The organism is Serratia sp. GW822-FHT06D09 (assembly GCF_058799515.1).
Map to the genome: position 1 here is coordinate 249,475 of NZ_JBXALO010000006.1, position 24,772 is coordinate 274,246.

18 protein-coding genes are annotated in these 24,772 nt (G+C 56.4%); 11 read left to right on the forward strand and 7 right to left on the reverse strand.

The features are described from left to right. Window positions 1-702 carry a 5'-methylthioadenosine/S-adenosylhomocysteine nucleosidase gene (gene mtnN / locus AC1RKG_RS16500; protein WP_187962288.1) on the reverse strand — a complete coding sequence of 234 codons (702 nt, stop codon included), beginning with the start codon at window positions 700-702 and terminating at the stop codon, window positions 1-3. Between the two features lie 129 nt (window positions 703-831). On the opposite strand from mtnN, the gene dgt reads away from it, so the two are divergent. Together dgt and degP are read left to right on the forward strand one after the other, a co-directional pair. Then, entirely contained in the window at window positions 832-2,349 is a 1,518-nt protein-coding gene (gene dgt / locus AC1RKG_RS16505) for a dGTPase (RefSeq protein WP_493183489.1), read from the forward strand. A 190-nt stretch (window positions 2,350-2,539) separates the two neighbouring features. Continuing rightward, window positions 2,540-3,979 carry a serine endoprotease DegP gene (degP, locus tag AC1RKG_RS16510; RefSeq protein ID WP_020825236.1) on the forward strand — a complete coding sequence of 480 codons (1,440 nt, stop codon included), beginning with the start codon at window positions 2,540-2,542 and terminating at the stop codon, window positions 3,977-3,979. A 59-nt stretch (window positions 3,980-4,038) separates the two neighbouring features. On the opposite strand, the gene barA is transcribed toward degP, so the two are convergent. Further along, complete coding sequence (gene barA / locus AC1RKG_RS16515; RefSeq protein WP_115060073.1) at window positions 4,039-6,771, reverse strand: two-component sensor histidine kinase BarA; 2,733 nt, start codon at window positions 6,769-6,771, stop codon at window positions 4,039-4,041. A 68-nt stretch (window positions 6,772-6,839) separates the two neighbouring features. Between barA and rlmD the strand changes: the two genes are divergently transcribed. The 9 genes from rlmD (at window position 6,840) to AC1RKG_RS16560 (ending at window position 18,952) form a co-directional block, all read left to right on the forward strand. Then, the gene (gene rlmD / locus AC1RKG_RS16520) at window positions 6,840-8,189 is read left to right on the forward strand and encodes a 23S rRNA (uracil(1939)-C(5))-methyltransferase RlmD (protein ID WP_493183490.1); all 1,350 of its coding nucleotides are present in this window, start codon (window positions 6,840-6,842) and stop codon (window positions 8,187-8,189) included. A gap of 9 nt (window positions 8,190-8,198) precedes the next feature. Next, window positions 8,199-10,430, forward strand: a complete 2,232-nt coding sequence (gene relA, locus AC1RKG_RS16525; protein ID WP_020825239.1) for a GTP diphosphokinase — start codon at window positions 8,199-8,201, stop codon at window positions 10,428-10,430. A gap of 155 nt (window positions 10,431-10,585) precedes the next feature. After that, complete coding sequence (gene mazG / locus AC1RKG_RS16530) at window positions 10,586-11,380, forward strand: nucleoside triphosphate pyrophosphohydrolase (protein WP_493183491.1); 795 nt, start codon at window positions 10,586-10,588, stop codon at window positions 11,378-11,380. A gap of 71 nt (window positions 11,381-11,451) precedes the next feature. After that, window positions 11,452-12,315, forward strand: coding sequence for a hypothetical protein (locus AC1RKG_RS16535; protein ID WP_493183492.1), 864 nt, complete (start codon window positions 11,452-11,454; stop codon window positions 12,313-12,315). Between the two features lie 393 nt (window positions 12,316-12,708). After that, window positions 12,709-14,346: a glutamine hydrolyzing CTP synthase gene (gene pyrG / locus AC1RKG_RS16540; RefSeq protein WP_020825241.1), complete on the forward strand. Its 1,638-nt coding sequence runs from the start codon at window positions 12,709-12,711 to the stop codon at window positions 14,344-14,346. A gap of 203 nt (window positions 14,347-14,549) precedes the next feature. Beyond that, window positions 14,550-15,845, forward strand: a complete 1,296-nt coding sequence (eno, locus tag AC1RKG_RS16545) for a phosphopyruvate hydratase (RefSeq protein WP_020825242.1) — start codon at window positions 14,550-14,552, stop codon at window positions 15,843-15,845. Window positions 15,846-16,142: 297 nt separating this feature from the next. Further along, window positions 16,143-17,333 carry an NAD(P)/FAD-dependent oxidoreductase gene (locus tag AC1RKG_RS16550; RefSeq protein WP_493183493.1) on the forward strand — a complete coding sequence of 397 codons (1,191 nt, stop codon included), beginning with the start codon at window positions 16,143-16,145 and terminating at the stop codon, window positions 17,331-17,333. A gap of 10 nt (window positions 17,334-17,343) precedes the next feature. Next, on the forward strand, window positions 17,344-17,715 hold the full coding sequence (locus AC1RKG_RS16555; RefSeq protein ID WP_128864994.1) for a hypothetical protein: 372 nt from the start codon (window positions 17,344-17,346) through the stop codon (window positions 17,713-17,715). Between the two features lie 46 nt (window positions 17,716-17,761). Further along, window positions 17,762-18,952, forward strand: coding sequence for a methionine gamma-lyase (locus tag AC1RKG_RS16560; protein WP_020825245.1), 1,191 nt, complete (start codon window positions 17,762-17,764; stop codon window positions 18,950-18,952). 35 nt (window positions 18,953-18,987) lie between these two features. Here the strand turns inward: AC1RKG_RS16560 and AC1RKG_RS16565 are convergent, their stop codons facing one another. The 5 genes from AC1RKG_RS16565 to AC1RKG_RS16585 all read right to left on the reverse strand — a co-directional run bounded on the left by AC1RKG_RS16565 (window position 18,988) and on the right by AC1RKG_RS16585 (window position 24,707). Beyond that, on the reverse strand, window positions 18,988-20,511 hold the full coding sequence (locus AC1RKG_RS16565) for an HAL/PAL/TAL family ammonia-lyase (protein WP_493183508.1): 1,524 nt from the start codon (window positions 20,509-20,511) through the stop codon (window positions 18,988-18,990). 10 nt (window positions 20,512-20,521) lie between these two features. Continuing rightward, window positions 20,522-21,379 carry a quaternary amine ABC transporter ATP-binding protein gene (locus AC1RKG_RS16570; RefSeq protein ID WP_493183494.1) on the reverse strand — a complete coding sequence of 286 codons (858 nt, stop codon included), beginning with the start codon at window positions 21,377-21,379 and terminating at the stop codon, window positions 20,522-20,524. Between the two features lie 5 nt (window positions 21,380-21,384). Continuing rightward, the gene (locus AC1RKG_RS16575) at window positions 21,385-22,230 is read right to left on the reverse strand and encodes an ABC transporter permease (protein ID WP_048762945.1); all 846 of its coding nucleotides are present in this window, start codon (window positions 22,228-22,230) and stop codon (window positions 21,385-21,387) included. A 67-nt stretch (window positions 22,231-22,297) separates the two neighbouring features. After that, window positions 22,298-23,263: an ABC transporter substrate-binding protein gene (locus AC1RKG_RS16580; protein WP_493183495.1), complete on the reverse strand. Its 966-nt coding sequence runs from the start codon at window positions 23,261-23,263 to the stop codon at window positions 22,298-22,300. A 52-nt stretch (window positions 23,264-23,315) separates the two neighbouring features. Then, a complete protein-coding gene (locus AC1RKG_RS16585; protein WP_493183496.1) occupies window positions 23,316-24,707 on the reverse strand; it encodes an amino acid permease in 1,392 nt (463 codons plus the stop codon). Window positions 24,708-24,772: the final 65 nt, after the last annotated feature.

A 24,772-nucleotide genomic window follows, 5' to 3' on the forward strand; every position in this document is an offset into this window, starting at 1 on the left:
TTAACCGCGCTTAGCCAGGGTCTGCAGCATGGCGTTAACCATCAGCGTGGATTGCTGAGCGGCCACCACCAGGAACTCGTCGAAGCTCATGTGCGATTCACTGTCGGCAACGTCAGAGATTGCGCGTACCACGACAAACGGGATGCCGAACAGGTGGCAAACGTGGCCCACGGCCGCCGCTTCCATTTCTACTGCCGCCACGCTCGGGAAAGTCGCGCGAATGCGGGCCAAAGGCTCTGCGCCGTTAATGAAGGCATCGCCGCTGCAGATCAGGCCGCGTACGGCGTTCAGATCCAGTTGCTTGATGCAGCTTTCTGCCAGGGCAATCAGCGCGTCGTCCGCGACAAACGCCGCCGGGCAGCCGGCCATTTGGCCTGGTTCGTAACCGAAAGCGGTCACGTCGGCATCGTGATAACGCACTTCTTCGGACACCACGATATCGCCGACCTTCAGCGTGCTGGCCAGGCCACCGGCAGAACCGGTGTTGATCACCACGTCCGGCTTGCAGTGTTCCAGCAGCAGGGTGGTCCCCATGGCCGCAGAAACCTTACCGATGCCGGACTTCAGCAACGCCACGTCAACGCCGCCGATCTGGCCGGTATAGATTTCACAGCCCGCGCGTTGAATGGTCTGACGGTTTTCGATTTGATCGCGCAGCAGGGTGACTTCCTGCTCCATTGCGCCGATGATGCCTACTTTCATAAATAACACTCGCTGATTGGGTGTGGGAATTGCGCCATAGTCTATCATGGCTCTCATAGAGAGATAATGCGTTGCATATGCCGTCGGGAATTGTTATCACGGGGGCTGGGCGCAACGGCGGAGAAACAGATGTCCGGGATCGACTTTAAGCAGAAAATCAGCTTCCAACGGCCCTTCAGCAACCCCATTGAAGCCGAAGAAGAATACGACATAGTGCGGCAGTTCGAGAGCGATCGCGGGCGTATTGTCAATTCCGCCGCCATTCGTCGTCTGCAGCAAAAAACTCAGGTGTTCCCGCTCGAACGCAACGCCGCGGTGCGCAGCCGCCTGACGCACTCCATGGAAGTGCAACAGGTAGGACGGCATATCGCCAAAGAGATCCTTAATCGTTTCAAACAGGCAGGGCGGATCGACGAGCTCGGCCTGACCAAACTGCTCGATCCTTTTGAAAGCATTGTCGAAATGGCCTGCTTGATGCACGACATCGGTAATCCGCCTTTTGGCCATTTTGGCGAGTCGGCAATTAACGACTGGTTTGCGCAACGGCTGGATCCTGCCAGCTGCGGCAGTGAGCCCACCAGTAACGATCGCTGCCAGGTCAGCGTATTGCGTCTGCATGAAGGTGAGAGCGATCTTAACCGCCTGCGCAGCCGCATTCGTCACGATCTCAGCCACTTCGAAGGTAATGCCCAGGCAATCCGGTTGGTGTATACCCTGCTGAAGCTTAACCTGACCTATGCACAGGTGGGCTGTATCCTGAAATATACCCGCCCGGCCTACTGGGCCAGCGATATTCCAGCCAGCCACAACTACCTGATGAAAAAGCCGGGCTTTTATCTGGCGGAAGAGGCATTTGTCGATCGGTTGCGGCGTGAGTTGAATATGGGCGAGTTCGACCGTTTCCCTCTGACCTATATTATGGAAGCCGCTGATGATATTTCGTACTGCGTGGCGGATTTGGAAGACGCGGTGGAAAAAAACATTTTCACCGTCGAACAGCTTTACCAGCATTTAACTCAGGAGTGGGGTGAGGTAACGCCGGGCGATCTGTTTGATAAAACCGTGGCCAGTGCTTTTCGCAAGATCGATCGCGGGGGGGCGCGTCGCAGCACCGAAGATCAATTCTTCATGTATTTACGAGTTTTCACCGTGGCGCGTTTGGTCCCGCATGCGGCGCAGCGTTTTATTGATAATCTGGAAGCGGTTTTCCAGGGAAACTTTAATCAGGCGCTGTTGGAAGATTCCAGCCCGGCTTACCAACTGCTGAAAATATTCAAGAATGTGGCCTTCAAACACGTCTTCAACCATCCTGAAGTCGAACAGCTGGAGCTGCAGGGCTACCGGGTGATCAGTGGCCTGCTGGATATCTATAGCCCGTTGCTGGCAATGTCTTTGGCGGACTTTACCCGGCTGGTACAGGAAGACAGCCATCGTGCTTATCCGATAGAAACGCGCCTGTTTCACAAGCTTTCGACCAAACATCGTCTGGCGTATATCGAAGCGATTGAAGGTTTGCAGCACCTGTCGCCCGAGCAATTGGCGATCCGGGAGTATTATTTCCGTGCGCGTTTGCTGCAGGATTATATCAGCGGCATGACCGATCTTTATGCCTATGACGAATACCGCAGATTAATGGCAGCGGAATAATTCATTCCGCTAATAAATATTATTTTAAGCAGTTTGCTTGGCGCCGTGAGCTTATTTGGAGTTTTGTAAAGACGGACAATATTTGTTTACTATTACCAATAATCTGCGCCGGAACTTCGGGTTATTAATAGGCTCTCACTATGCACAAAGACCCTAATACTTTCTGATCGACTTTAGAAGAGACACACAGATGAAAAAAACTGCATTAGTTCTGAGCGCATTGGCATTCAGTATTGGTATGGCGATGGGCCCGATGACGGCCGTCGCCGCAGAAACCGCGTCTTCCAGCACCCAGCAATTGCCAAGCCTGGCACCGATGCTGGAAAAAGTGATGCCTTCCGTGGTGAGCATTAATGTTGAAGGCAGCACCACGGTCAATACGCCGAAAATGCCGCAGCAGTTCCAACAGTTCTTTGGTGAGGATTCACCGTTCTGCCAGGACGGTTCGCCATTCCAGGGCTCGCCGATGTGCCAGGGCGGCGCTGGCGCTGAACCGGGGGCGCCTGATCAGGGCACGCAGCAAAAATTCCAGGCGCTGGGCGCCGGGGTAGTGATTGACGCGGCCAAGGGCTACGTCGTCACCAACAACCACGTGGTGGATAACGCCAACAAAATCCAGGTTCAACTGAGCGACGGTCGCAAATTTGACGCCAAGGTGATCGGCAAGGATCCGCGTTCCGATATTGCGTTGATCCAACTGAAAGACTTCAAGAACCTGACGGCGATCAAGATGGCGGACTCCGAGCAACTGCGAGTCGGTGATTACACCGTGGCGATCGGCAACCCGTATGGACTGGGTGAAACAGCCACTTCCGGTATCGTTTCTGCACTGGGCCGCAGTGGGTTGAATATCGAGAACTACGAGAACTTTATCCAGACCGATGCGGCGATTAACCGCGGTAACTCTGGTGGCGCCTTGGTGAACCTTAACGGCGAGCTGATCGGCATTAACACCGCGATCCTGGCGCCGGACGGCGGCAACATCGGTATCGGTTTTGCTATCCCGAGCAATATGGTGAAAAACCTGACCGCGCAAATGGTCGAGTACGGTCAGGTCAAACGCGGTGAATTGGGCATTATGGGTACCGAACTGAACTCTGAACTGGCGAAAGCGATGAAAGTGGACGCGCAGCGCGGGGCATTCGTCAGCCAGGTGATGCCGAAGTCTTCCGCCGCCAAGGCGGGTATCAAGGCCGGTGACGTGATTGTTACCATGAACGGTAAAGCGATTTCCAGCTTTGCGTCGTTCCGCGCGGAGATCGGCACTCTGCCGGTGGGCAGCAAAATGTCGTTGGGCATTCTGCGCGACGGCAAGCCTGTTACCGTGGACGTTACGCTGGAACAAAGCGCCCAGACTCAGGTTGAGTCCGGCAATATTTACACCGGTATTGAAGGTGCCGAACTGAGCAATGGCCAGGTCGGCAACCAGAAAGGCGTGAAGGTAGATAGCGTTAAAGCCGGCAGCGCTGCCGCCCGTATTGGGTTGAAAAAAGGTGACGTGATCCTGGGCGTTAACCAACAGCCGATCCAGAACCTGGGTGAACTGCGCAAGATCCTCGACAGCAAACCTTCGGTGCTGGCGCTGAATATCCTGCGTGGTGACACCAGCCTGTACCTGTTGATGCAGTAATGACCCCAGGTTTTTACCAAAAAGGCACGCTACGGCGTGCCTTTTTATTGCCTGTTACTTCAGGCCAAATGAGCGCGCGCGGCCTGGCAGACCAGCTCAATCTCATCCAGCAGCTCCAGCCATTCCGGCTCCAAATCATTGCTGCTTACCCCCCGACGCAGCTGCTGTTCAATGTAGAAACACAGCTGTTTCAGACGCGGTACGCCGCTGTAGCTGCAACTGCCGTGCAGTTTGTGGATCAAATCCAGAATGTCGGCGTCCGGCGTGCCGTCGAGCATCGCTTGCACGCGTTCGCTAACCTGTGGCAGGAAGTCGAGCAGCATCTGCAACAGGTCACGGGCCAGATCGGGTTTGTTGGCCGCCTGACGCAGCGCCAGGGCCCAGTCGAGCGACAACGGCGGTTCATTAACGGGAACGGGTGCCGGCGTTACCGGGTCGGGTTCGCCGCTGTGATAGCGGGCCAACACGCGGGTCAGCATGGCTTCGTCAATCGGTTTGGCCAGATAGTCATCCATGCCAGCCTGCAGCAAATGTTCGCGTTCGCCGCTGACCGCATGGGCGGTGACGGCGACGATCGGCGTTGAATTGTGGTGCGGCAGTTGGCGGATCAGCTCGCTGGTTCGAATACCGTCAATGTTGGGCATCTGGATATCCATCAGGATCAAATCCAGCACGTTATCGCGCGCCAGCAGCAGCGCTTCTTCCCCGCTTTCACACAGCAGGGTCTTTTCCACCTGTTCGGCCAGCAGGGTGCCGATCAGTTTCAGGTTGGCCGGATTATCGTCAACCGCCATCACCGTTAGCGGCAGGCGTTTACGTTCCGGCAGCGCAGTGATGCGCGGCGGTGTTTCCATGCGCAGCAGCGGGAACAGGCGATTACTGGTGATTGGCTTGATCAGGCAACCGGCGGCGCCCTGTTGTTTAAGCATTTCGGCGTTGATTTGCGACTGGCAAGGCAGCGCCAGAATCACCCGGTCGGCGACTTTCAAAGCCGCCAGCAGCTTGCTTTCGTGCTGGGCCATATTGTCGCGGAAGGGGATTGGCACGCCCACCAGCAGGAAATCGTAATGTTTCTTCGGCAGTTGGGCCAGCGTAGGTGAATGGGTAATCACCAGTTGGGTGACGTTCAGCATATTGAGCGTCGCCTGCGCTGCCATCGGGTTGGCTTCGATATACCCCAACGTCTTGCCTTGCAGATCCGGCAGGCTTGGCGGCAGCGACAGCATGCCTTCGTGCAGATCGAGCGTGATGTGGAACCAGAAGGTCGAGCCGCGATTCAACTGGCTGTGGAAGCAGATATCGCCGCCCATTTCTTTCACCAGCTTCTGGGTGATCACCAGCCCCAGGCCGGTGCCGCCGTGACGGCGTGAAATACTGGCGTCCGCCTGACGGAACGCCTGGAACAGCTGTGACTGTTGTCGTTCGGAGATGCCGATGCCGGTGTCGTGGATTTGTACTTCCAGCTCAATCTGGCGGTCTTGCAAGCCGCGCAGTTCGACACGGATATCGATGTTGCCGGTTTCGGTAAACTTGATCGCGTTGCCCAGCAGGTTGGTAATGATCTGCTGTAACCGCAGCGAATCGCCGATCACCTGCTCTGGAACGTCGTTGTGCACGTCCAGCGTCAGCTCCAGCCCTTTTTCGTGGGCGCTCGGTGCCAACAGCACAATGACCTCGTCGAGGGTTTCACGCAGCGAGAACGGAATATGTTCCAGCACCAGCTTGCCGGCTTCCAGTTTGGAGAAGTCCAGCACGTCGTTGATGATGGTCAGCAAGTTGTTGGCCGAGCGCTCGATGGTTTGCAGGTAGTCGGTTTGGGTGACGCTCATTTCTGTTTTCAGCATCTGGCGGGTAAAGCCAATCACGCCGTTGAGCGGAGTACGCAGCTCGTGCGACATGTTCGCCAGGAATTCGGATTTGATGCGGGCCGCTTCCTGGGCGCGTTTTTTCGCCAGATCCAGCTCGACGTTCTGGATCTCCATTTGCTCCAGGGTTTCGCGCAGGTCGGAGGTCGCCTGATCGATGTTCTGCTGCATCTCTTCATGGTAGGCCGTGAGCGACATCGCCATTGAGTTGATGCCGTTCTTCAGCATATGCAGTTCGCCCAGCATAAAGCCTTCGACGCGGCTGTCGAGCTGACCGCGGCGGATGCGATCGACGGTATTGACCATATTGCGGATCGGGCCGGTGACGTCGCGCATCAGACGGTAAGCGAACAGAATGGCGATACACATGCACAACAGCAGCAGCAGGGTGGAAACGAAGACCTCTTTGTATTGCTGCAGGCGAACCGACTGCAGATCCAGCTCGATCGCCACATAACCCAGGCGGTTGTCCTGCTGGAGATCGCTGCTGGCAGCCTGGTCCGGGTATTGGCTCTCTGACAGGATCGGAGTGCGCAGGATCAACGAGTCACCGCGCCGGGTCAGCATCAGATCCGTGGGGATCGGAACCCCCTTCGGCAACTGCAACTGGGTAAAGTTGTGATGGTAATTGGAGGTGACAAACAGATTATTCTGCGCATCAAATACCGTAATTGAACGCACAATATCTGAATGACGGCGGTGTAACAGACTGACCAACTGCCTGACCGACTCGCGGCTGCGGAACGTCATGCCGTACTCGCTGGCCACTGCCAACGGTTCGATAATGCTGGCGCCGGCGTCAACCAGTTGTTCTTGCAATTCATTGTAGCGATGCACTACGAAGAAAGTGCTGAGCAACAGACCAATCAACAGCGTTGGGGCCAGAATCAGGATCATCATGCGCGCCCGCAGGCTGTATTTGGTCATGGGTTTCCAATGTGGGAGAATTGCCGGACAATCTCTACTTTAAATGAACCAGCACTCAATCGACAAATATGGCGCAATTCTACTCTCCGAAACGTCGCGTGACGACCCGGCAAAATTCTCCCGTGCTAACACTGACGGTAGACAACCTCGATCCCTTCGGTCAGGGCGTGGCGCACCACAACGGCAAAGCGATTTTCGTCCCCGGGGTATTACCGGGCGAGCAGGCGGAAGTCCAACTCACGGAAGAAAAAAACAAGTTTGCCAAAGGCAGGTTAAAGCGCCTGCTCAGCCGCAGCCCGCAACGTGTCGAACCGCGCTGCCCACACTTTGGCGTGTGCGGCGGTTGCCAGCAGCAACACGCGGATGAAAGCCTGCAGCAGCAGAGCAAGGCGGCGGCCCTGGTGCGAATGATCGCTCGCGAAACCGGCGTTACGCCGCAGCAGGAGCCGGTGATCGCCGGTCCACAATACGGCTATCGCCGTCGCGCCCGTCTCGGGCTGTTGTGGCAGCCCAAACAGCAGCGTCTGGTGATGGGCTTTCGCCAGGCGGCATCCAGCGATCTGGTGCCGGTGACGCAGTGCCCGGTGCTGCATCCTGAACTGGAACAATTACTGACGCCGTTGCGATCTTGCCTGAGCGCATTGCACGTCGCCAGACGACTTGGGCATGTCGAACTGGTGCTGGCAGATAACGGCCCGGTACTGGTTCTGCGCCATCTCGACGCCTTGAAAGAGGATGACCGCCAGGCCTTGCAGGCTTTTGCGCGGACAAAAAACGTAACCATTTATTTGGCGCCGGACAGCGATAGCCTCGAAAAACTGTGCGGTGAAACGCCGTATTATCAGGTCGACGGGCTACGCTTAGACTTCAGCCCGCGTGATTTTATTCAGGTAAATGACCACGTAAATCAGCAAATGGTGGCCCAGGCCCTTGAATGGCTCAGTATTCAACCCAATGATCGGGTATTGGATCTGTTCTGCGGTATGGGCAATTTTACCCTGCCGTTGGCGCGACGCGCCGCTGCGGTGGTAGGCATAGAAGGTGTTGCCACACTGGTAGCGAATGGGCAATATAATGCACATAAGAATAGGCTGAATAACGCCAGCTTCTTCCATGAAAATCTGGAAGAGGACGTTGAGCAACAACCTTGGGCAGCACAAGGATTTGATAAAGTGATGCTGGACCCTGCCCGTGCGGGCGCGGCCGGAGTGATGTCACATATTGTTAAACTGGCGCCAGAGCGGGTGGTTTATGTTTCCTGTAACCCGACCACGCTGGCACGCGACAGCAAAGTGCTGCTGAGCGCCGGTTATCGTCTTGCACGTGTGCGGATGTTGGATATGTTTCCGCATACGGGGCATCTTGAGTCAATGGCGCTGTTTATTAACGGTTCTGCGCCAGAGGTCGCTGCAAAGTAGGGAGAGGGTATGGTTGCGGTAAGAAGTGCACATCTGAACACGGCTGGTGAATTTGCTCTCGACGAGTGGATTGCCAGCTTGGGGCTACCTAACCCGCAGTCATGTGAGCGATTAGCCGCAACCTGGCGTTACTGTGAGCAGCAGACCCAGAACCATCCTAATGCGCCGCTGTTGCTGTGGCGCGGGCTGGAAATGGTCGAGATCCTCTCTACTCTGAGCATGGATAACGACAGCATGCGCGCCGCGCTGCTGTTCCCGCTGGTGGACGCCGGCATCGTGCAGGAAGAAACCCTGACCGAAGAGTTCGGCAAGGGCATCACCTATCTGGTGCATGGCGTACGCGATATGGACGCCATCCGCCAACTGAAAGCCACTCAAAACGATTCGATGGCCTCCGAACAGGTCGACAACGTGCGCCGCATGCTGTTGGCGATGGTGGAGGATTTCCGCTGCGTGGTCATCAAGCTGGCGGAGCGTATTGCTCACCTGCGCGAAGTGAAAGATGCGCCGGAAGACGAGCGCGTGCTGGCGGCAAAAGAGTGTTCGAATATCTATGCGCCGCTGGCTAACCGTCTGGGTATCGGGCAGCTCAAATGGGAACTGGAAGATTTCTGCTTCCGCTACCTGCATCCGGACGAGTACAAACGCATCGCCAAGCTGCTGCACGAACGCCGCATCGATCGCGAACAGTTTATTGACGATTTCGTCGCCTCGCTGCGTAATGCGATGGTCGATGAAGGCGTCAAGGCGGACATCTACGGCCGTCCAAAACACATTTACAGCATCTGGCGCAAGATGCAGAAGAAGGCGTTGGCGTTTGACGAGCTGTTTGACGTGCGCGCGGTACGCGTGGTGGTCGAACGCTTGCAGGACTGCTATGCCGCGCTGGGGATTGTGCATACCCACTTCCGCCATCTGCCGGATGAGTTCGACGACTATGTCGCCAACCCGAAACCCAACGGTTATCAGTCGATCCACACCGTAGTACTGGGTCCGCGCGGGAAAACGCTGGAAATTCAGATCCGCACCCGGCAGATGCATGAAGATGCAGAACTGGGTGTCGCCGCGCACTGGAAATACAAAGAGGGTGCGGTTGCGACGGTTCGCTCAGGCTACGAGGAACGTATCGCCTGGCTGCGCAAACTGATCGCCTGGCAGGAAGAGATGGCGGACTCCGGCGAGATGCTCGACGAGGTTCGCAGCCAGGTGTTCGACGATCGGGTTTATGTATTCACCCCGAAAGGCGACGTGGTGGATCTGCCGGCCGGCTCTACGCCGCTCGACTTCGCTTACCATATTCACAGCGACGTCGGCCACCGTTGCATCGGTGCCAAAATTGGCGGCCGCATCGTGCCCTTTACCTACCAGCTGCGGATGGGAGACCAGATTGAAATCATCACCCAGAAGCAGCCGAACCCAAGCCGCGACTGGCTGAACCCGAACCTCGGTTATATCACCACCAGCCGTGGACGCTCCAAGATCCACAACTGGTTCCGCAAGCAGGATCGCGATAAAAATATCCTTGCCGGTCGCCAGATGCTGGACAGCGAGCTGGAACACCTCGGTATCAGCCTGAAAGAGGCCGAGAAGCTGCTGATCCCGCGTTACAACATGAATTCGCTGGATGAAATACTGGCGGCGATTGGCGGCGGTGATATTCGCCTGAATCAGATGGTGAATTTCCTGCAGGGCAAGTTCAACAAACCGAGCGCCGAAGAGCAGGATCGCGAAGCGCTGCGGCAGTTGGTGCAGCAGAAAGCGCCGCCGGCAACCCGCAGCAAGGACAACGGCCGGGTGGTGGTGGAAGGGGTAGGCAACCTGATGCACCACATTGCCCGTTGCTGCCAGCCGATCCCGGGCGACGATATTATCGGTTTTATCACCCAGGGGCGCGGCATCTCCATTCACCGTGCGGACTGTGACCAACTGGTGGATCTGCAATCGCACGCGCCGGAACGTATCGTGGATGCGGTGTGGGGCGAAAGCTATTCCAGCGGTTACTCGCTGGTGGTGCGCGTGATGGCCAACGATCGCAGCGGCCTGCTGCGTGACATCACCACCATTTTGGCCAACGAAAAGGTCAACGTGCTGGGCGTCGCCAGCCGCAGCGACACCAAAAAACAGCTGGCAACCATCGATATGGACATTGAAATCTACAACCAACAGGTACTGGGCCGGGTGTTAGCCAAGCTCAATCAACTGCCGGACGTGATAGACGCCAAACGCCTGCACGGCAGCTAACTCACCTGCGTCTTTCGGGCCACATCATTGTTGGCCAGGCTCCGTGGCTTCAGTTATCGTAGTGGGCGAACCTATTCGCCCCGATTGACCCGGGCGCAGCACGCTGCGCCGCTACATTAATGACCGGCGCCGATTCTTTTGTCAGAGACTTTCTTATGACCCAATCTTCTCCACTGCACCGCTTGCTGAACATCATGAAAACGCTGCGCGATCCGCAGGTCGGTTGCCCATGGGACCGCAAACAAACCTTCGCCACCATCGCCCCTTACACGCTGGAAGAAACCTACGAGGTACTGGACGCTATCGAACGTCAGGACTACGGCGATCTGCGTGACGAACTGGGGGACCTGCTGTTCCAGGTGGTGTTCTACGCCCAGATGGGCCAGGAGCAGGGGCTGTTTGACTTCGACGAGGTGTGTAACGCCATCAGCGATAAGCTGGAACGCCGTCATCCGCACATTTTCGGGGAAGCCGAGGCTGCCGACAGCGAGGCCGTTGCGGCCCGCTGGGAGCAGTTGAAGGCCGGTGAGCGTGCAGAGAAAGCGCTGCATTCTGCGCTGGATGACATTCCTCAGGCGCTGCCGGCGCTGATGAAGGCGCACAAGATTCAGAAACGCTGCGCTTCGGTCGGTTTTGACTGGCATACGTTGGGCCCGGTGCTGGACAAGGTGTACGAAGAGATTGACGAAGTGATGCATGAAGCGCAGCAGGCGGTAGTCGACGAACAGAAACTGGAAGAGGAAATCGGCGATCTGCTGTTCGCCACGGTGAATTTATCGCGCCATCTTGGCCATAAGGCAGAAAATGCGTTGCAGGCAGCCAACCGCAAGTTCGAGCGCCGTTTCCGTCAGGTAGAAGAGATTATCCAACGGCGTGGGCTGCAGATGGGCGAAGCAACGCTGGAGCAGATGGAAGAGGCGTGGCAGCAGGTTAAGAAATCTGAAATCTGATGCGTTGCCGGCGTTAATGGCGCCCGGTTGAACATGAAGGAAGTTCCACGCAGACAAAGGAAGGTGGCGTCATGATCAAGAGGCTGGTTCTTTTAGCATGTTTTTTTCCCGATTTCAGCACGGCGTCGCCTCCTGCCGATGTTGTGCGGCTGCGGTATGATGAACGCAGGCTGCCATTAGTCGATGTGCAGATCGATAACCGGTTACACACACTCATGCTGGATACCGGCAGCGCAGAAGGGATACACCTTTATCAACACGATCTGGAGCGTCTGGTCGCGCAACCGAGCCCTAAGGTGGTGCGGTTGGCGCCTCGGCGACTGAGAGATCTCTCTGGCGGTGAAAATCAGGTGTCTGCCTGGCGGATTAGTCGGCTGTTTATTGGCAATATCCCTTTTAACGACGTCGAAGCGGTGAGTTTTAAGCCCTGGGGACTCAGCCTGGGAAACGAGGTGCCGGTAAGTGAAGTGATGGGACTCGGGTTGTTCCGCGATCGAAAAGTGCTGATGGACTTCGAAAACGATCGCTTGCAAATGTTGGCTCATCTGCCTTCAGACATTGCAATATGGGCTTCTTATCCGTTCGAACAGACCGATGAGGGACTGAGCGTGACGGCCTTCGTAGGCAATAAACCGTTGCGCCTGATTGTTGATACCGGTGCCAGCCATTCTCTTTTGTTTGCCGCGGGCTTGCCGGCTGGCCTCTTGTTTTCCGGCTGTCGTTCCATTGAGCCTGAGGCCACGAACCTGGATTGCCGAGTGACCAGATTCACGTTGACCGATCTCCGGGGCCAGCATCACAACGATTTGGCCATCGTTACCGAAGGCCCAACATCTGAGGTGCTGGGCTTTGATGGTCTGTTGGGGATGGGCTTTATGCGGGGTCATCGTGTGATTGTTGATATGCCTGCACGCATGCTCTACATCAGTCGTTAACCCGACGTGCCTTGAACCCTGGCTAAACGGGTTTAGGAAAGCTGAACCGCCGCTACAATGTTGATCGGCGACAAGGTTCACCCAAGCTGAAACGGTTAAGCTCAGGGCCATAGTTTGCTGAACCGTGGCTTACCGACAGCAAAACGCCAACAAACTGAAATCTAAGGCGTTTTATTGTCTCGAAAAGACGGAAAAATAAATTTTTCTGTGCTAACTCATTGTTTTAAAAAGACAGGCTCTGGCAGGCCGATAGAGTAAACCCTGATGAACCCTTGATGGTGACAGAGATGATGGACAGTAAAACGATCGTTTGTAGGTCTGGAGAGGTTCGGGTATACTACTTTCCCGTCTTGGTTCTTCCATCGTCTTTAAACCTAAACTCTCAGGTTCAGCATGACAACTAATTATATTTTTGTGACCGGCGGGGTCGTATCCTCTCTGGGTAAAGGCATTGCCGCAGCCTCTCTGGCGGCTATTCTTGAAGCCCGTGGCCTCAACGTTACCATCATGAAACTGGACCCGTACATCAACGTGGATCCGGGCACCATGAGCCCGATTCAGCATGGGGAAGTTTTCGTCACCGAAGACGGCGCAGAAACCGATCTGGATTTGGGTCACTACGAGCGCTACATCCGCACCAAAATGTCGCGCCGCAACAACTTCACCACCGGTCGCATTTACTCCGACGTTCTGCGTAAAGAACGCCGTGGCGATTATCTGGGCGCAACCGTACAGGTCATCCCGCACATCACCAATGCGATCAAAGAGCGCATCCTCGAAGGCGGCGAAGGCCACGACGTGGTGTTGGTTGAGATCGGCGGTACCGTCGGCGATATCGAATCGCTGCCGTTCCTGGAAGCCATCCGCCAGATGGCCGTGGAAGTGGGCCGCGAGCACACCCTGTACATGCACTTGACTCTGGTGCCATACATGGCCGCTGCCGGTGAAGTGAAAACCAAACCTACTCAGCATTCCGTAAAAGAACTGCTTTCCATCGGTATTCAGCCAGATGTGCTGATTTGCCGTTCCGATCGCACAGTTCCTGCTAACGAACGCGCGAAAATCGCACTTTTCTGTAACGTGCCGGAAAAAGCCGTTATCTCCCTGAAAGACGTTGATTCTATTTATAAAATCCCAGGCCTATTGAAATCTCAGGGGCTTGATGATTATATTTGTAAACGATTCAGCCTCAACGCGCCGGAAGCCAACCTGGCCGAGTGGGAGCAGGTTATTTACGAAGAAGCCAATCCGGGCGGCGAAGTGACTATCGGTATGGTCGGCAAATATGTCGAACTGCCGGATGCTTATAAGTCGGTGATTGAAGCGCTGAAACACGGCGGCCTGAAAAATCGTCTGACCGTGAACATCAAGCTGATCGACTCGCAGGATGTTGAAACCCGCGGCGTAGAAGTGCTGAAAGGTCTGGATGCGATCCTGATCCCAGGCGGCTTCGGCTACCGTGGCGTAGAAGGCAAGGTGATGACCGCGCGTTATGCGCGTGAAAACAACATCCCTTATCTGGGCATCTGCCTGGGTATGCAGGTGGCGCTGATGGAGTTCGCCCGCAACGTTGTGGGTATGGAGAACGCCAACTCAACCGAGTTTGTGCCAGACTGTAAGTACCCGGTGGTGGCATTGATCACCGAATGGCGTGACGAAGACGGCAACGTCGAAGTCCGTACCGAAGAAAGCGATTTGGGTGGCACGATGCGTGTCGGTGGCCAGCAATGTCACCTGACCGACAATAGCCTGGTGCGTCAGATGTACGGCGAACCGACCATTGTTGAACGTCATCGTCACCGTTATGAAGTTAACAACATGCTGTTGAAGCAAATTGAAGCCGCCGGGCTGTTGGTTGCCGGCCGTTCCGCAGACAACAAGCTGGTTGAGATTATCGAACTGCCGAATCACCCGTGGTTTGTAGCTTGTCAGTTCCACCCGGAATTTACTTCGACGCCGCGTGATGGTCATCCGTTGTTCGCCGGCTTTGTGAAGGCCGCTGGTGAGTATCAGAAGCGCCAGGTGAAATAAAATATTTGGTAGGCGGCGCGCAGTATATTTACCCCAAATAATTGGGGTTACATCAAGGCGGCAAGAGACTGAGTCCCGATGAGCTGACATAAGTCAGTGATTCGGGTGAATGAACGTAGCCAACACAGATGTAGCCTCAAGTATGAAGGGTATGCGCGCTGTTTGTCTGGAGTTTTAGTTTAACTTGTACTGAGGAAAACCTAATGTCCAAAATCGTTAAAGTCATCGGTCGTGAAATCATCGACTCCCGCGGTAACCCGACTGTTGAAGCCGAAGTGCATCTGGAAGGCGGTTTCGTAGGTCTGGCTGCTGCGCCGTCAGGTGCTTCTACCGGTTCCCGTGAAGCACTGGAACTGCGTGACGGTGACAAGTCTCGTTTCCTGGGTAAAGGCGTACTGAAAGCCGTTGCTGCAGTAAACGGCCCGATCGCTCAGGCAGTATTGGGCAAAGATGCCAAAGACCAGGCTAACATCGACAAGATCATGATCGACCTGGACGGTACTGAGAACAAATCCCAGTTCGGCGCTAACGCCATTCTGGCGGTTTCCCTGGCAGCGGCTAAAGCGGCTGCAGCTTCCAAAGGTATGCCGCTGTATGAGCACATCGCTGAGCTGAACGGCACCCCAGGCAAATTCTCTATGCCACTGCCTATGATGAACATCATCAACGGCGGCGAGCACGCTGACAACAACGTCGACATTCAGGAATTCATGATTCAGCCGGTTGGCGCGAAAACCCTGAAAGAAGCCGTTCGCATCGGTTCTGAAGTTTTCCATCACCTGGCGAAAGTGCTGAAGGCCAAAGGCCTGAATACCGCTGTAGGTGACGAAGGCGGCTACGCACCAAACCTGGGTTCCAACGCCGAAGCGCTGGCTGTTATCGCTGAAGCGGTAAAAGCAGCAGGCTACGAGCTGGGCAAAGACGTGACCCTGGCGATGGACTGTGCGGCTTCCGAGTTCTACAAAGACGGTAAATACGTCCTGGCTGGCGAAGGCAACAAAGCCTTCACTTCCGAAGAGTTCACTCACTTCCTGGAAGAGCTGACCAAACAATATCCAATCGTGTCTATCGAAGACGGCCTGGACGAATCTGACTGGGATGGTTTCGCATACCAGACCAAAGTGCTGGGCGACAAAATCCAGCTGGTGGGCGACGACCTGTTCGTTACCAACACCAAGATCCTGAAAGAAGGCATCGAGAAAGGCATCGCTAACTCCATCCTGATCAAATTCAACCAGATCGGTTCTCTGACCGAAACTCTGGCTGCTATCAAGATGGCGAAAGACGCAGGCTACACCGCGGTGATCTCTCACCGTTCAGGTGAAACCGAAGACGCAACCATCGCCGACCTGGCTGTGGGTACTGCGGCTGGCCAGATCAAAACCGGTTCTATGAGCCGTTCTGACCGCGTTGCTAAATACAACCAACTGATCCGTATCGAAGAAGCGCTGGGTGCACGCGCTCCGTTCAATGGCCTGAAAGAAGTTAAAGGTCAGTAATAACGGTTTGGTTCGTTGCTAAATGAAACCCGCTCCGGCGGGTTTTTTTATCACTGGTTATTTACATAAGTGATAGTGAGTTATTTATTATTATTGAACTAATATCGTATTATCTGTTTTTTAACTTGATGTATTAATTATAATAATAAAATTCCTATTTTATATATTCTCTTTTCTATTGCTTTATATTTTTTCGTTACTAGACTGCCAGTAAGGCAGAAGAATTAAGCCTGTATTCCTGCCTCCATTCGTTTCCCTAAAAATTGCCGAGCCGCGACTCGGCTGGGTGAGGGCTTGATGCGAAACAGGATTGTGATAGTCGGTGGGGGTACCGGAGGGACCATATTGGCCAATTTACTGGCCACGAAATTACATCGGGAAATATTGAATAATAAAGTTGAGTTATTGATGATTTCGGATTCTCCGATTCATTATTATAAACCCGCTTTTATGTACGTTGCCTTTAACGCTTTTTTCAAACAGGAATTAACCCGCTTACAGCAAAGCCTGCTGCGTCCGGAAATTCAGTTTATGGTCGATAAAGCGGAGCGCTTTGATTTAACTCAGCGAGTGATCCATACCCGCAGTGGCAAACAGTACCCGTATGATTTTCTGGTGTTTGCCACCGGCTGCGTGCCCTGGCCGGAGCGTATCGAAGGGTTGGCGCGGGCAGGCGATCATTTTTACCAATATCAGGCCGCCCGCCAGCTGGCACAAAAGCTGTCGAGCATCGAAAAAGGCCGAATTTTTATCACCGTCTCCTTCCCCGAAACGCCCAATGTGCCGCACCAGTGCGGTATTGCCCCGATTGAAACCACCCTGATGCTCGATGATTACCTGCGTCGACGCGGAGTGCGTAAAGCGGTTGAAATTGTTTATACCTACCCCAGTGTTTCGCAGTTGCTGCGTAACTGCCTGTTTTTACAGCGTCCAACCGCAGAGGCCTTGCCCGGTATTTTCGCCGCGCGGGATATTCGCCATCAGCGCGGGTTTACTCTCAGCCGGGTGGATGAGCAGCAGAAAATCGCTTATTCCGCCGAAGGTGAGCAACAGCCGTTCGATATTTTGATGGCGACTCCGCCAATTCGTGCGGTAGAAGCGGTGCGGAACACGGGGTTGAGTGAGGGGCATAAAGGTGAAGGCTGGTTGCCGACCGACCATCAGACGCTGCAGGTCTATGGCCAACAAGGGGTCTATGTTATCGGCGATACGGTGGATTTGCCGGTCAGCAAGGCCGGTGGCTCCTGCCACAATCAGGCGCCGGTGATTGCCGACAATATCGTGGCGGAACTGAGGCTGGGCCAGACCGTTAGCCACTACGACGGCAAGGTGCAGGCCATTGCTCAAATGGGGCTGCAGGCCGGGATGCCGCTGGTTTACGACTACCGCAACGATGTGCTGCCGACGCCTTCAACCAAAGTCGGCGGCATGCTGCGCAACGGTTTTAATCGCGGACTCTACTGGGCGACGGTACGCGGGCTGATTTAACGGAGGGCCTATGAACGCATCTGAACATGAACCCCTGGCGGCTTTGCTGGAGAAGCTACAGCCGCTGCTGGCCGGTGGTCGGCTCGATAACGTGGTCGATCTGCTGTCGCTGCTGTCTGATCTGGTGGATATCGCCGATAACGCGCTGGTGGAAAAACTCTCCGGCGCCTTTGAAGGCCTGGTGGCTGCGGGATGGGAAGGCGGAATGGCGCTGAAAATGGCGCATACCGAGTTGCAGTTGGATCCCTCACCCGTCAATTTTCGTGCGCTGTACGCCTTGTTGCGGCAGCCGGATACCTTACTGGGCTTGATGCTGGTGCTGCGTACTTTGCAAATCGTTGGCCAGCGTATGCGCAGCAGCGCACTGCCCACGGACGTTTGAACGAACTAAGCATCATTGTTTTCACTCACTCAGGTAAGGAGTTGTCATGTCTGCCATTTTCAGGCAAGCCTTTGCAACACGCGCGATCCATCACGGTTACGATCCTCAGCAGTATCTGGGAGCGCTCTGTCCCCCGGTGTTTATGAGCTCGACCTTTACGTTCCCGACGGCGGAATATGGCGGTGCCTGCTTTGAAGGCACTGAGCCGGGGTATTTTTATTCACGCATCGCCAACCCGACCCTCAACCTGCTGGAACAGCGGATAGCCAATCTGGAGGGGGGCGAAGCTGCGGTGGCGTTTTCCTCCGGTATGGGCGCGATTACCGCCTGCTGCTGGACACTGCTCAATCCGGGCGACGAGCTGATCGTTGACGAGACGATTTACGGCTGCACCTTCAGTTACTTTCATCACGGATTGGCGCGCTACGGCGTGAAAATAACTCACGTCGACCTGACCCGCCCGGAGCGTCTGGCGGCGGCGATCGGCCCCCGGACCCGCATGGTGTATTGCGAAACGCCGGCCAACCCGAATATGCGTTTGGTCGATATTGCCGCAGTCGCCGAAATTGCTCACCGCCAACAGGCGCTGTTACTGGTGGATAACACCTATTGCACCCCGTATCTGCAACGGCCGCTGGAACAGGGGGCCGATATAGTGGTGCACTCCGCAACCAAATACATCGGGGGGCATGGCGATCTGTTGGCCGGACTGGTGGTGACGCGCCAGGATTTGGCGCAGGACATCCGTTTAGTTGGGCTGAAAGACATGAACGGTGCGGTGCTGTCTGCCCAGGATGCCGCATTGCTGCTGCGCGGTTTGAAAACCCTGCCGTTGCGTATGGAACGCCATTGCGACAACGCCCAGCGTTTGGCGGAAATGCTGGCTCAGCATTCGGCGGTAGAACGTGTCTATTATCCCGGGCTGGAGGATTTTCCCCAGTATGAGTTGGCGCAGCGGCAAATGGCGCGGCCAGGCGGCATGCTGGCGTTTGAACTCAAAGGCGGTATGGCGGCGGGCATTCGCTTCCTCAATGCGCTGCGTTTGATCTTGCGCGCGGTCAGCCTGGGGGATTGCGAATCGCTGGCGCAGCATCCCGCCAGCATGACCCACTCGGCCTACAGCCCCGAAGAGCGGCAGCGTCACCATATCAGCGACGGGCTGATACGCTTGTCCGCCGGCCTGGAAGATCTTGGCGACCTGCAGGCCGATATCCGCCAGGCCTTGGCGCAAAGCTAGCCTTGATGCCCCCGCCCAGTGGGAAGGGGCAAGCGTTAACCTAGCGCAGGGGCAATCTCCGCCAGCGCCTGTTCGTCCTGCAATAGCGCGGCGCTGCTGGCAATGTCGGGCGCCAGCCAGCGATCCTGATGGTAAGGTTCTACCCTTTGACGCAGCAGTCGCCAGGCGCGCCCGGTACCTTCGCCGACGCGTTGCGGTTGCAAAAACTCGAAGGCCTGCGCCGCCAACAGATATTCAATCGCCAGGATCTGGTTAACGTTGGCCAACAGCTTATGCAGCCGCAATGCCGCACCGGTTCCCAGACTGAGGTGATCTTCCTGCAGCGCCGAAGTGACATAGTTATCCACTACGCAAGGCTGGGCCAGCTGACGGTTCTCTGCGCACAGCGATGCCGCCACGTATTGAGCGATCATCATGCCGGAGTTGACGCCCGGCTCACTGACCAAAAATGGCGGCAAACCGCTGACCAGCGGGTTAATCAGACGATCGATGCGCCGTTCCGCAATACCGCCGAGTTCGGCGATAGCGATCGCCAGCACATCGGCGGCCATCGCGACCGATTCGCCGTGCGGATTGGCCTGTGACATGACGCGGAAATTATCCGGTGTGCCAAGCAGCAGCGGGTTATCGGTAGTGCCGTTCAGCTCGGTTTCAATCTGTCGTTCGGCATGAGCCATCTGATCGCGGCAGGCACCGTGCACCTGTGGAATCGAGCGGATGCTCAGCGCATCCTGAGTGCGAATACCTTTGCTGGCGGCAATCACCTCGCTGCCGTGCAGTAGCGCCCGCAGATTGGCACCCACCCGTTGCATGCCTGGGTGCGGTTTTAACGCCAGTATTTCCTCGTCGAAGGCGGCAATTTGTCCACGCAGGGCTTCAAAGCTCATGGCACCCAGCACGTCTGCCCAACGCGCCAGTCGCCAGGCGTCGGCCAGCGCCAGGCAGCTCAATCCGGTCATGCAGGGTGTACCATTGACCAGACACAGGCCATCTTTGGCCCCGAGCGGTGGCAGCGTTATGCCTTCTTCCGCCAGCGCCTGAGCGGCGGGGACGATTTGCCCGCGATAGCTGACCTCGCCGAGCCCGAGCAGGGCAACGCCGACGTGCGCCATATGGGTCAGATAGCCGACCGATCCCTGCGACGGCACCTGAGGCGTGACGCCGTGGTTAAGCAGCGCCAGCAGCGCCTCAACCACCGACTGGTGGATGCCGGATTTACCGTGGCTGTAGTTCACGATAGCGCAGCAAATAATGGCGCGGGTCTGTTCGTCGCTCAGCGGTGTACCTACCCCACAGGCGTGGCTCATCAGGGTATTGCGCGATAGCTGTGCCAACTGTTCGCCGTGCAGCGCCTGGTTACAGAGCGCGCCCAGGCCGGTATTGACGCCGTAGGCGCGTTGTTCACTGGTGACGATTTGCTGAACGATAGCCTGCGTGTTCTCAATACGTGCCCAGGCCGCGTCAGACAGGCTGAGCGGCACCCTATGGCGCGCCACCGCCACCACGTCCTGCCAGCGCAGCGGCTGGCGGTCGATCTCTACTGACGAAGGATAGTGCATTTGGGTTTCCTCAAGCATGGGCCACCCTCATCGGGCGGGGCTTTTGCACATTTTCATCCAGCGCCAGACGGCGTTGCACGAAGCGGTTAACGTATTCGTCGGCCGGGTTGTTAAGAATGTCCTGCGGCGTGCCGACCTGGATCAGTTTGCCGTCCTTGAGGATCGCGATCCGGTTGCCGATGCGAACCGCCTCATCGAGATCGTGGGTGATAAACACCAGCGTTTTGTGCAGCTCTTTTTGCAGCGCCAGCAGTTGATCCTGCATCTCGGCGCGAATCAACGGATCCAGTGCGCTGAAGGCTTCGTCCAGCAAAATGATGTCGGTATCGGTGGCCAGCGCACGCGCCAGCCCGACGCGTTGGCGCATGCCGCCGGAGAGTTGATGCGGATAGGATTTCTCATAGCCCTTCAGCCCTACGGTGTTGATCCAGTGCAGCGAACGCTCCTGATACACATCTTTATTCTCCCCCCGCACTTTCAGGCCGTAGCCCACGTTGTCCAGCACCGTTTTGTGCGGCAGCAGGCCAAAGCTCTGAAACACCATGCTGATCTTGTGGCGACGGAAGTGCTCAAGCTGCTTTTCGTCGTAGCGCAGGATATCTTCACCGTCTACCAGGATCTGGCCGCTGGTGGGATCGATCAGACGGTTGAAGTGGCGTACCAAGGTGGATTTTCCCGATCCGGACAGGCCCATGATCACGAAGATCTCACCGGCTTCGATCGACATCGACAGATCGTGCACGCCGATCACGCAGTCCGTCGCGGCCTGCACTTCCTGCTTGGTTTTTCCTTGTTGGCTCAGTGCCAGCGCCGCCGCCGTTTTATGGCCGAAGATCTTGTAGACGTTTTTGATTTCTATTTTGTTCATCGGGGTTACCTCGCAACGGCGGTGTGGCCGTAAGCCTGAGTGATGCGATCAATGACCACGGCCAGAATGACGATCGCCAGCCCGGCTTCCAGTCCCAGCCCGACGTTCAGCGTCTGAATGCCCACCAACACGTCTTCCCCCAGCCCACGAGCGCCGATCATTGACGCGACCACTACCATCGACAACGACATCATGGTGGTCTGGTTGATACCGGCCATGATGCTCGGCAGCGCCAGCGGCAACTGGACGCCGAACAACTTCTGCCAGCGGTTGGCGCCAAAGGCGGTGACGGACTCCATCACTTCCTTGTCCACCTGGCGGATGCCCAAATCGGTCAGGCGGATCAGCGGTGGCGTGGCATAGATCACCGTCGCCAGAATGGCCGGCACCTTGCCCAGGCCGAACAGCATCAATACCGGGATCAGGTAGACGAAGCTCGGCATGGTTTGCATCACGTCCATCAGCGGCATCATTACCGCCCGTACGCGATCGCTACGCGCCGCCAATATGCCTTGCGGAATGCCGATAATCACCGCCAGCAGCGTGGCGACCAGCACCAGCGCCAGGGTTTGCATCAATTTGTCCCACATCCCGGCGGTACCGACCAGCAGCAACAGGCCGACGATCACCAGGGTTGGCAGCCAACGGCGGGTGGCGTGCCAGGCCAGTAGCCCGACCACGGCCAGCATCACCCACCATGGGGTGGCGCGCAGCAGGCTTTCGAGGTGGATCACCGCCCACAGCAAGGTGTCGGAGATCTTGCGGAACATATCGCCATAGTTGGTGACCAACACGTCGACCCAGCGGTTGATCCAATCGGCGATGGAAAAGGTAAAGCGTTCTGGAAACATAAATTTTCCCCTGTCTGGCCCGAAACCTATCCGATTACGGGTGGGTGTTCACGGAATGCCAAAGCGCTTACAAGGAAGCCTCAATTTTTTTCGCTGCGTCTTCGCTGACCCACTGTTTCCAGATATCCGGGTGCTGCTTGAAGAACTCCAGCGCCAGCTTCTGGGAGCTGATGTGTTCCTTGCTCATGCGCGCCAGATTCTGATTAATCAGACTGAGCGGCAGATTCACTTTTGACAACACCTGCACCAGCTCAGGCGCCTGCTGGTTAAACACGCTGGAAATGCCGACCTTGATGTGGATATTCTTGTCCACGCCCGGTTCTTCCAGTTTCACCAGATCGAGCTGGCCCATGATCGGGGTAGGGGACCAATAGTAGAAGAGGATAGGTTCGCCGCGACGGTAGCTGGAAAGAATAGCGGTATCCAGCGCCGGGCCGGTGCCTGGGCGGAAGTTGGTGAATTTGTCGTCCAACTTGAATTTTTTCAGGATCGCGCTGTTGTCCAGTTCGCAGGTCCAGCCGGCGGGGCAGTTGTAAAAGCGGCCTTTGTCCGGCTCTTCCTGATCGCGAAACACCTGCACGTATTTGGCGAGATCCGGGATGCTTTTCAGATCCGGCGCCAGCGGTTTCAACTTACGCTTGGCATCGCCTTCAATCACATAACGTGGCACGTACCAGCCTTCAACTGCGCCGACAATGGGGGCGCCGACGCTGACCGCTTTACCCGCTTTCTCGGCCTTGTTCCAGACCTCACTGCGGCCGATCCACTCTTCGGCGAAAATCTGAATGTCGTTGGTGCCGACCGCCTGCTCCATGGTGATGGAGTTGCCCGGCAGGGTGTCGGTTTTGCAGTCGTAACCCTTTTGCAGTACGTATTGCATCACGTCGGTCAGCAGCATGCCGCTTTCCCAGTTCAGTCCGGCGAACTTGACCGGTTTGCCGGATTCGCACCAGCCTGCTGCGCGTGCGGAGAGGCTGCCTGTCATCAGCCCGAGCGCGATCAGCGGTATCCATAATTTGTGTCGTGTTTGCATGTTGATACTCCACGTTAATGACGAAGAGCCCGGGAACGGCGGGCTCGTGAGACTAATACTGTGGTGAGGACGTGACGGGTGAACCCCCGCCTTTTTTACGTACCCACAACCAGTAAGCCAGGGTAAGGAAGGCTACCCACACCAACCCCACGTACAGGGCAATGCGGCTGTCTTCGAAGTAACCGAGCAGGCCGATGACGAACAGCATAAATATCGTCGCCAGTGCCGGTGCGATCGGCCACCAGGGAACCGGGAAGCTCAGCTTGCTGACCTCTTGCGGCGTCAGCGTGCGGCGCATGGCAATTTGTGACAGCAGGATCATCAGCCAAACCCAAACGGTGGCGAAGGTGGCGATGGAGGCGATGATCATAAACACCTGTTTTGGGATCAGGTAATTGAGCACCACCCCCAACAGCAGGGCAATGGACATCACCAGCACCGTCATCCAGGGCACGCCGTTACCGGTCAGGCGAGTGAAGCTTTTGGGTGCCTGACCTTCCTGCGCCATGCCGTACATCATGCGGCCGGCACCGAAGATATCGCTGTTGATGGCGGAAATGGCGGCGGTGATCACCACCACATTCAGCACGTTGGCGGCGGAACTGATCCCCAGATTGCTGAAGATCTCAACAAACGGGCTGCCGTTTTGGCCGATGCTGTTCCAGGGATAGATCGCCATCAGCACCAGCAGCGTCAGCACGTAGAACAGCAGAATGCGAATCGGTACCGCATTGATCGCTTTCGGCAACACCTTCGCGGGGTCTTTCGCCTCGCTGGCGGTAATGCCGATGATCTCAATGCCGCCGAAGGCAAACATCACCACCGCCAGCGAGGCAACCACGCCGCCGATGCCGTTAGGCATAAAGCCACCGTGCTGCCACAGGTTGCTGAGGCCGGTGGCATGCTGAGTCTGACCGAAGCCAAACAGCATCACCGCCGCGCCGCCGATGATCATCGCGACGATTGCCGCCACCTTGATCAACGACAGCCAGAACTCCATTTCGCCGAACACTTTCACGCTGCACAGGTTGAGCGCGCCGATGAACATGATGATGCTGAGTACCCACACCCATTGGGCAACGTCCGGGAACCACAGCCCCATATAGATGCCGAAGGCGGTGACGTCAGCCAGGGCAACAATCACCATTTCGAAGGTATAGGTCCAGCCGGTGAGGAAACCGGCCAAGGGGCCAAGGTAATGGCTGGCATAATGACCGAAGGAGCCGGAGACCGGCTGATGCACCGCCATTTCACCCAGCGCGCGCATCACCATAAAGACCGCCGCGCCGCCGACCAGATAAGCCAGCAGCACCGCAGGACCGGCCAACTGGATGGCTCCGGCGGAGCCGTAGAACAGACCGGTGCCGATGGCCGAGCCGAGCGCCATAAAGCGGATATGCCGCGCGTTTAGTCCGCGTCTGAGTTGTTTTGTTTCGTTATGCATGTTGCTTCCCGTCGAGTTTTTACGGCAGAACAGGCACGCGCTATCCGCACCGGGTGGAACGCACC

Bases quoted from the DNA above. Each gene is read 5' to 3' on its own strand.
- pyrG (WP_020825241.1), top strand. From the start codon at position 12,709: ATGACAACTAATTATATTTTTGTGACCGGCGGGGTCGTATCCTCTCTG.
- mazG (WP_493183491.1), top strand. From the start codon at position 10,586: ATGACCCAATCTTCTCCACTGCACCGCTTGCTGAACATCATGAAAACG.
- rlmD (WP_493183490.1), top strand. From the start codon at position 6,840: ATGGCGCAATTCTACTCTCCGAAACGTCGCGTGACGACCCGGCAAAAT.
- AC1RKG_RS16575 (WP_048762945.1), bottom strand. From the start codon at position 22,230: ATGTTTCCAGAACGCTTTACCTTTTCCATCGCCGATTGGATCAACCGC.
- AC1RKG_RS16535 (WP_493183492.1), top strand. From the start codon at position 11,452: ATGATCAAGAGGCTGGTTCTTTTAGCATGTTTTTTTCCCGATTTCAGC.
- AC1RKG_RS16550 (WP_493183493.1), top strand. From the start codon at position 16,143: ATGCGAAACAGGATTGTGATAGTCGGTGGGGGTACCGGAGGGACCATA.
- AC1RKG_RS16565 (WP_493183508.1), bottom strand. From the start codon at position 20,511: ATGCACTATCCTTCGTCAGTAGAGATCGACCGCCAGCCGCTGCGCTGG.
- AC1RKG_RS16560 (WP_020825245.1), top strand. From the start codon at position 17,762: ATGTCTGCCATTTTCAGGCAAGCCTTTGCAACACGCGCGATCCATCAC.
- dgt (WP_493183489.1), top strand. From the start codon at position 832: ATGTCCGGGATCGACTTTAAGCAGAAAATCAGCTTCCAACGGCCCTTC.
- AC1RKG_RS16585 (WP_493183496.1), bottom strand. From the start codon at position 24,707: ATGCATAACGAAACAAAACAACTCAGACGCGGACTAAACGCGCGGCAT.
- AC1RKG_RS16555 (WP_128864994.1), top strand. From the start codon at position 17,344: ATGAACGCATCTGAACATGAACCCCTGGCGGCTTTGCTGGAGAAGCTA.
- eno (WP_020825242.1), top strand. From the start codon at position 14,550: ATGTCCAAAATCGTTAAAGTCATCGGTCGTGAAATCATCGACTCCCGC.
- barA (WP_115060073.1), bottom strand. From the start codon at position 6,771: ATGACCAAATACAGCCTGCGGGCGCGCATGATGATCCTGATTCTGGCC.
- AC1RKG_RS16570 (WP_493183494.1), bottom strand. From the start codon at position 21,379: ATGAACAAAATAGAAATCAAAAACGTCTACAAGATCTTCGGCCATAAA.
- degP (WP_020825236.1), top strand. From the start codon at position 2,540: ATGAAAAAAACTGCATTAGTTCTGAGCGCATTGGCATTCAGTATTGGT.
- relA (WP_020825239.1), top strand. From the start codon at position 8,199: ATGGTTGCGGTAAGAAGTGCACATCTGAACACGGCTGGTGAATTTGCT.
- AC1RKG_RS16580 (WP_493183495.1), bottom strand. From the start codon at position 23,263: ATGCAAACACGACACAAATTATGGATACCGCTGATCGCGCTCGGGCTG.
- mtnN (WP_187962288.1), bottom strand. From the start codon at position 702: ATGAAAGTAGGCATCATCGGCGCAATGGAGCAGGAAGTCACCCTGCTG.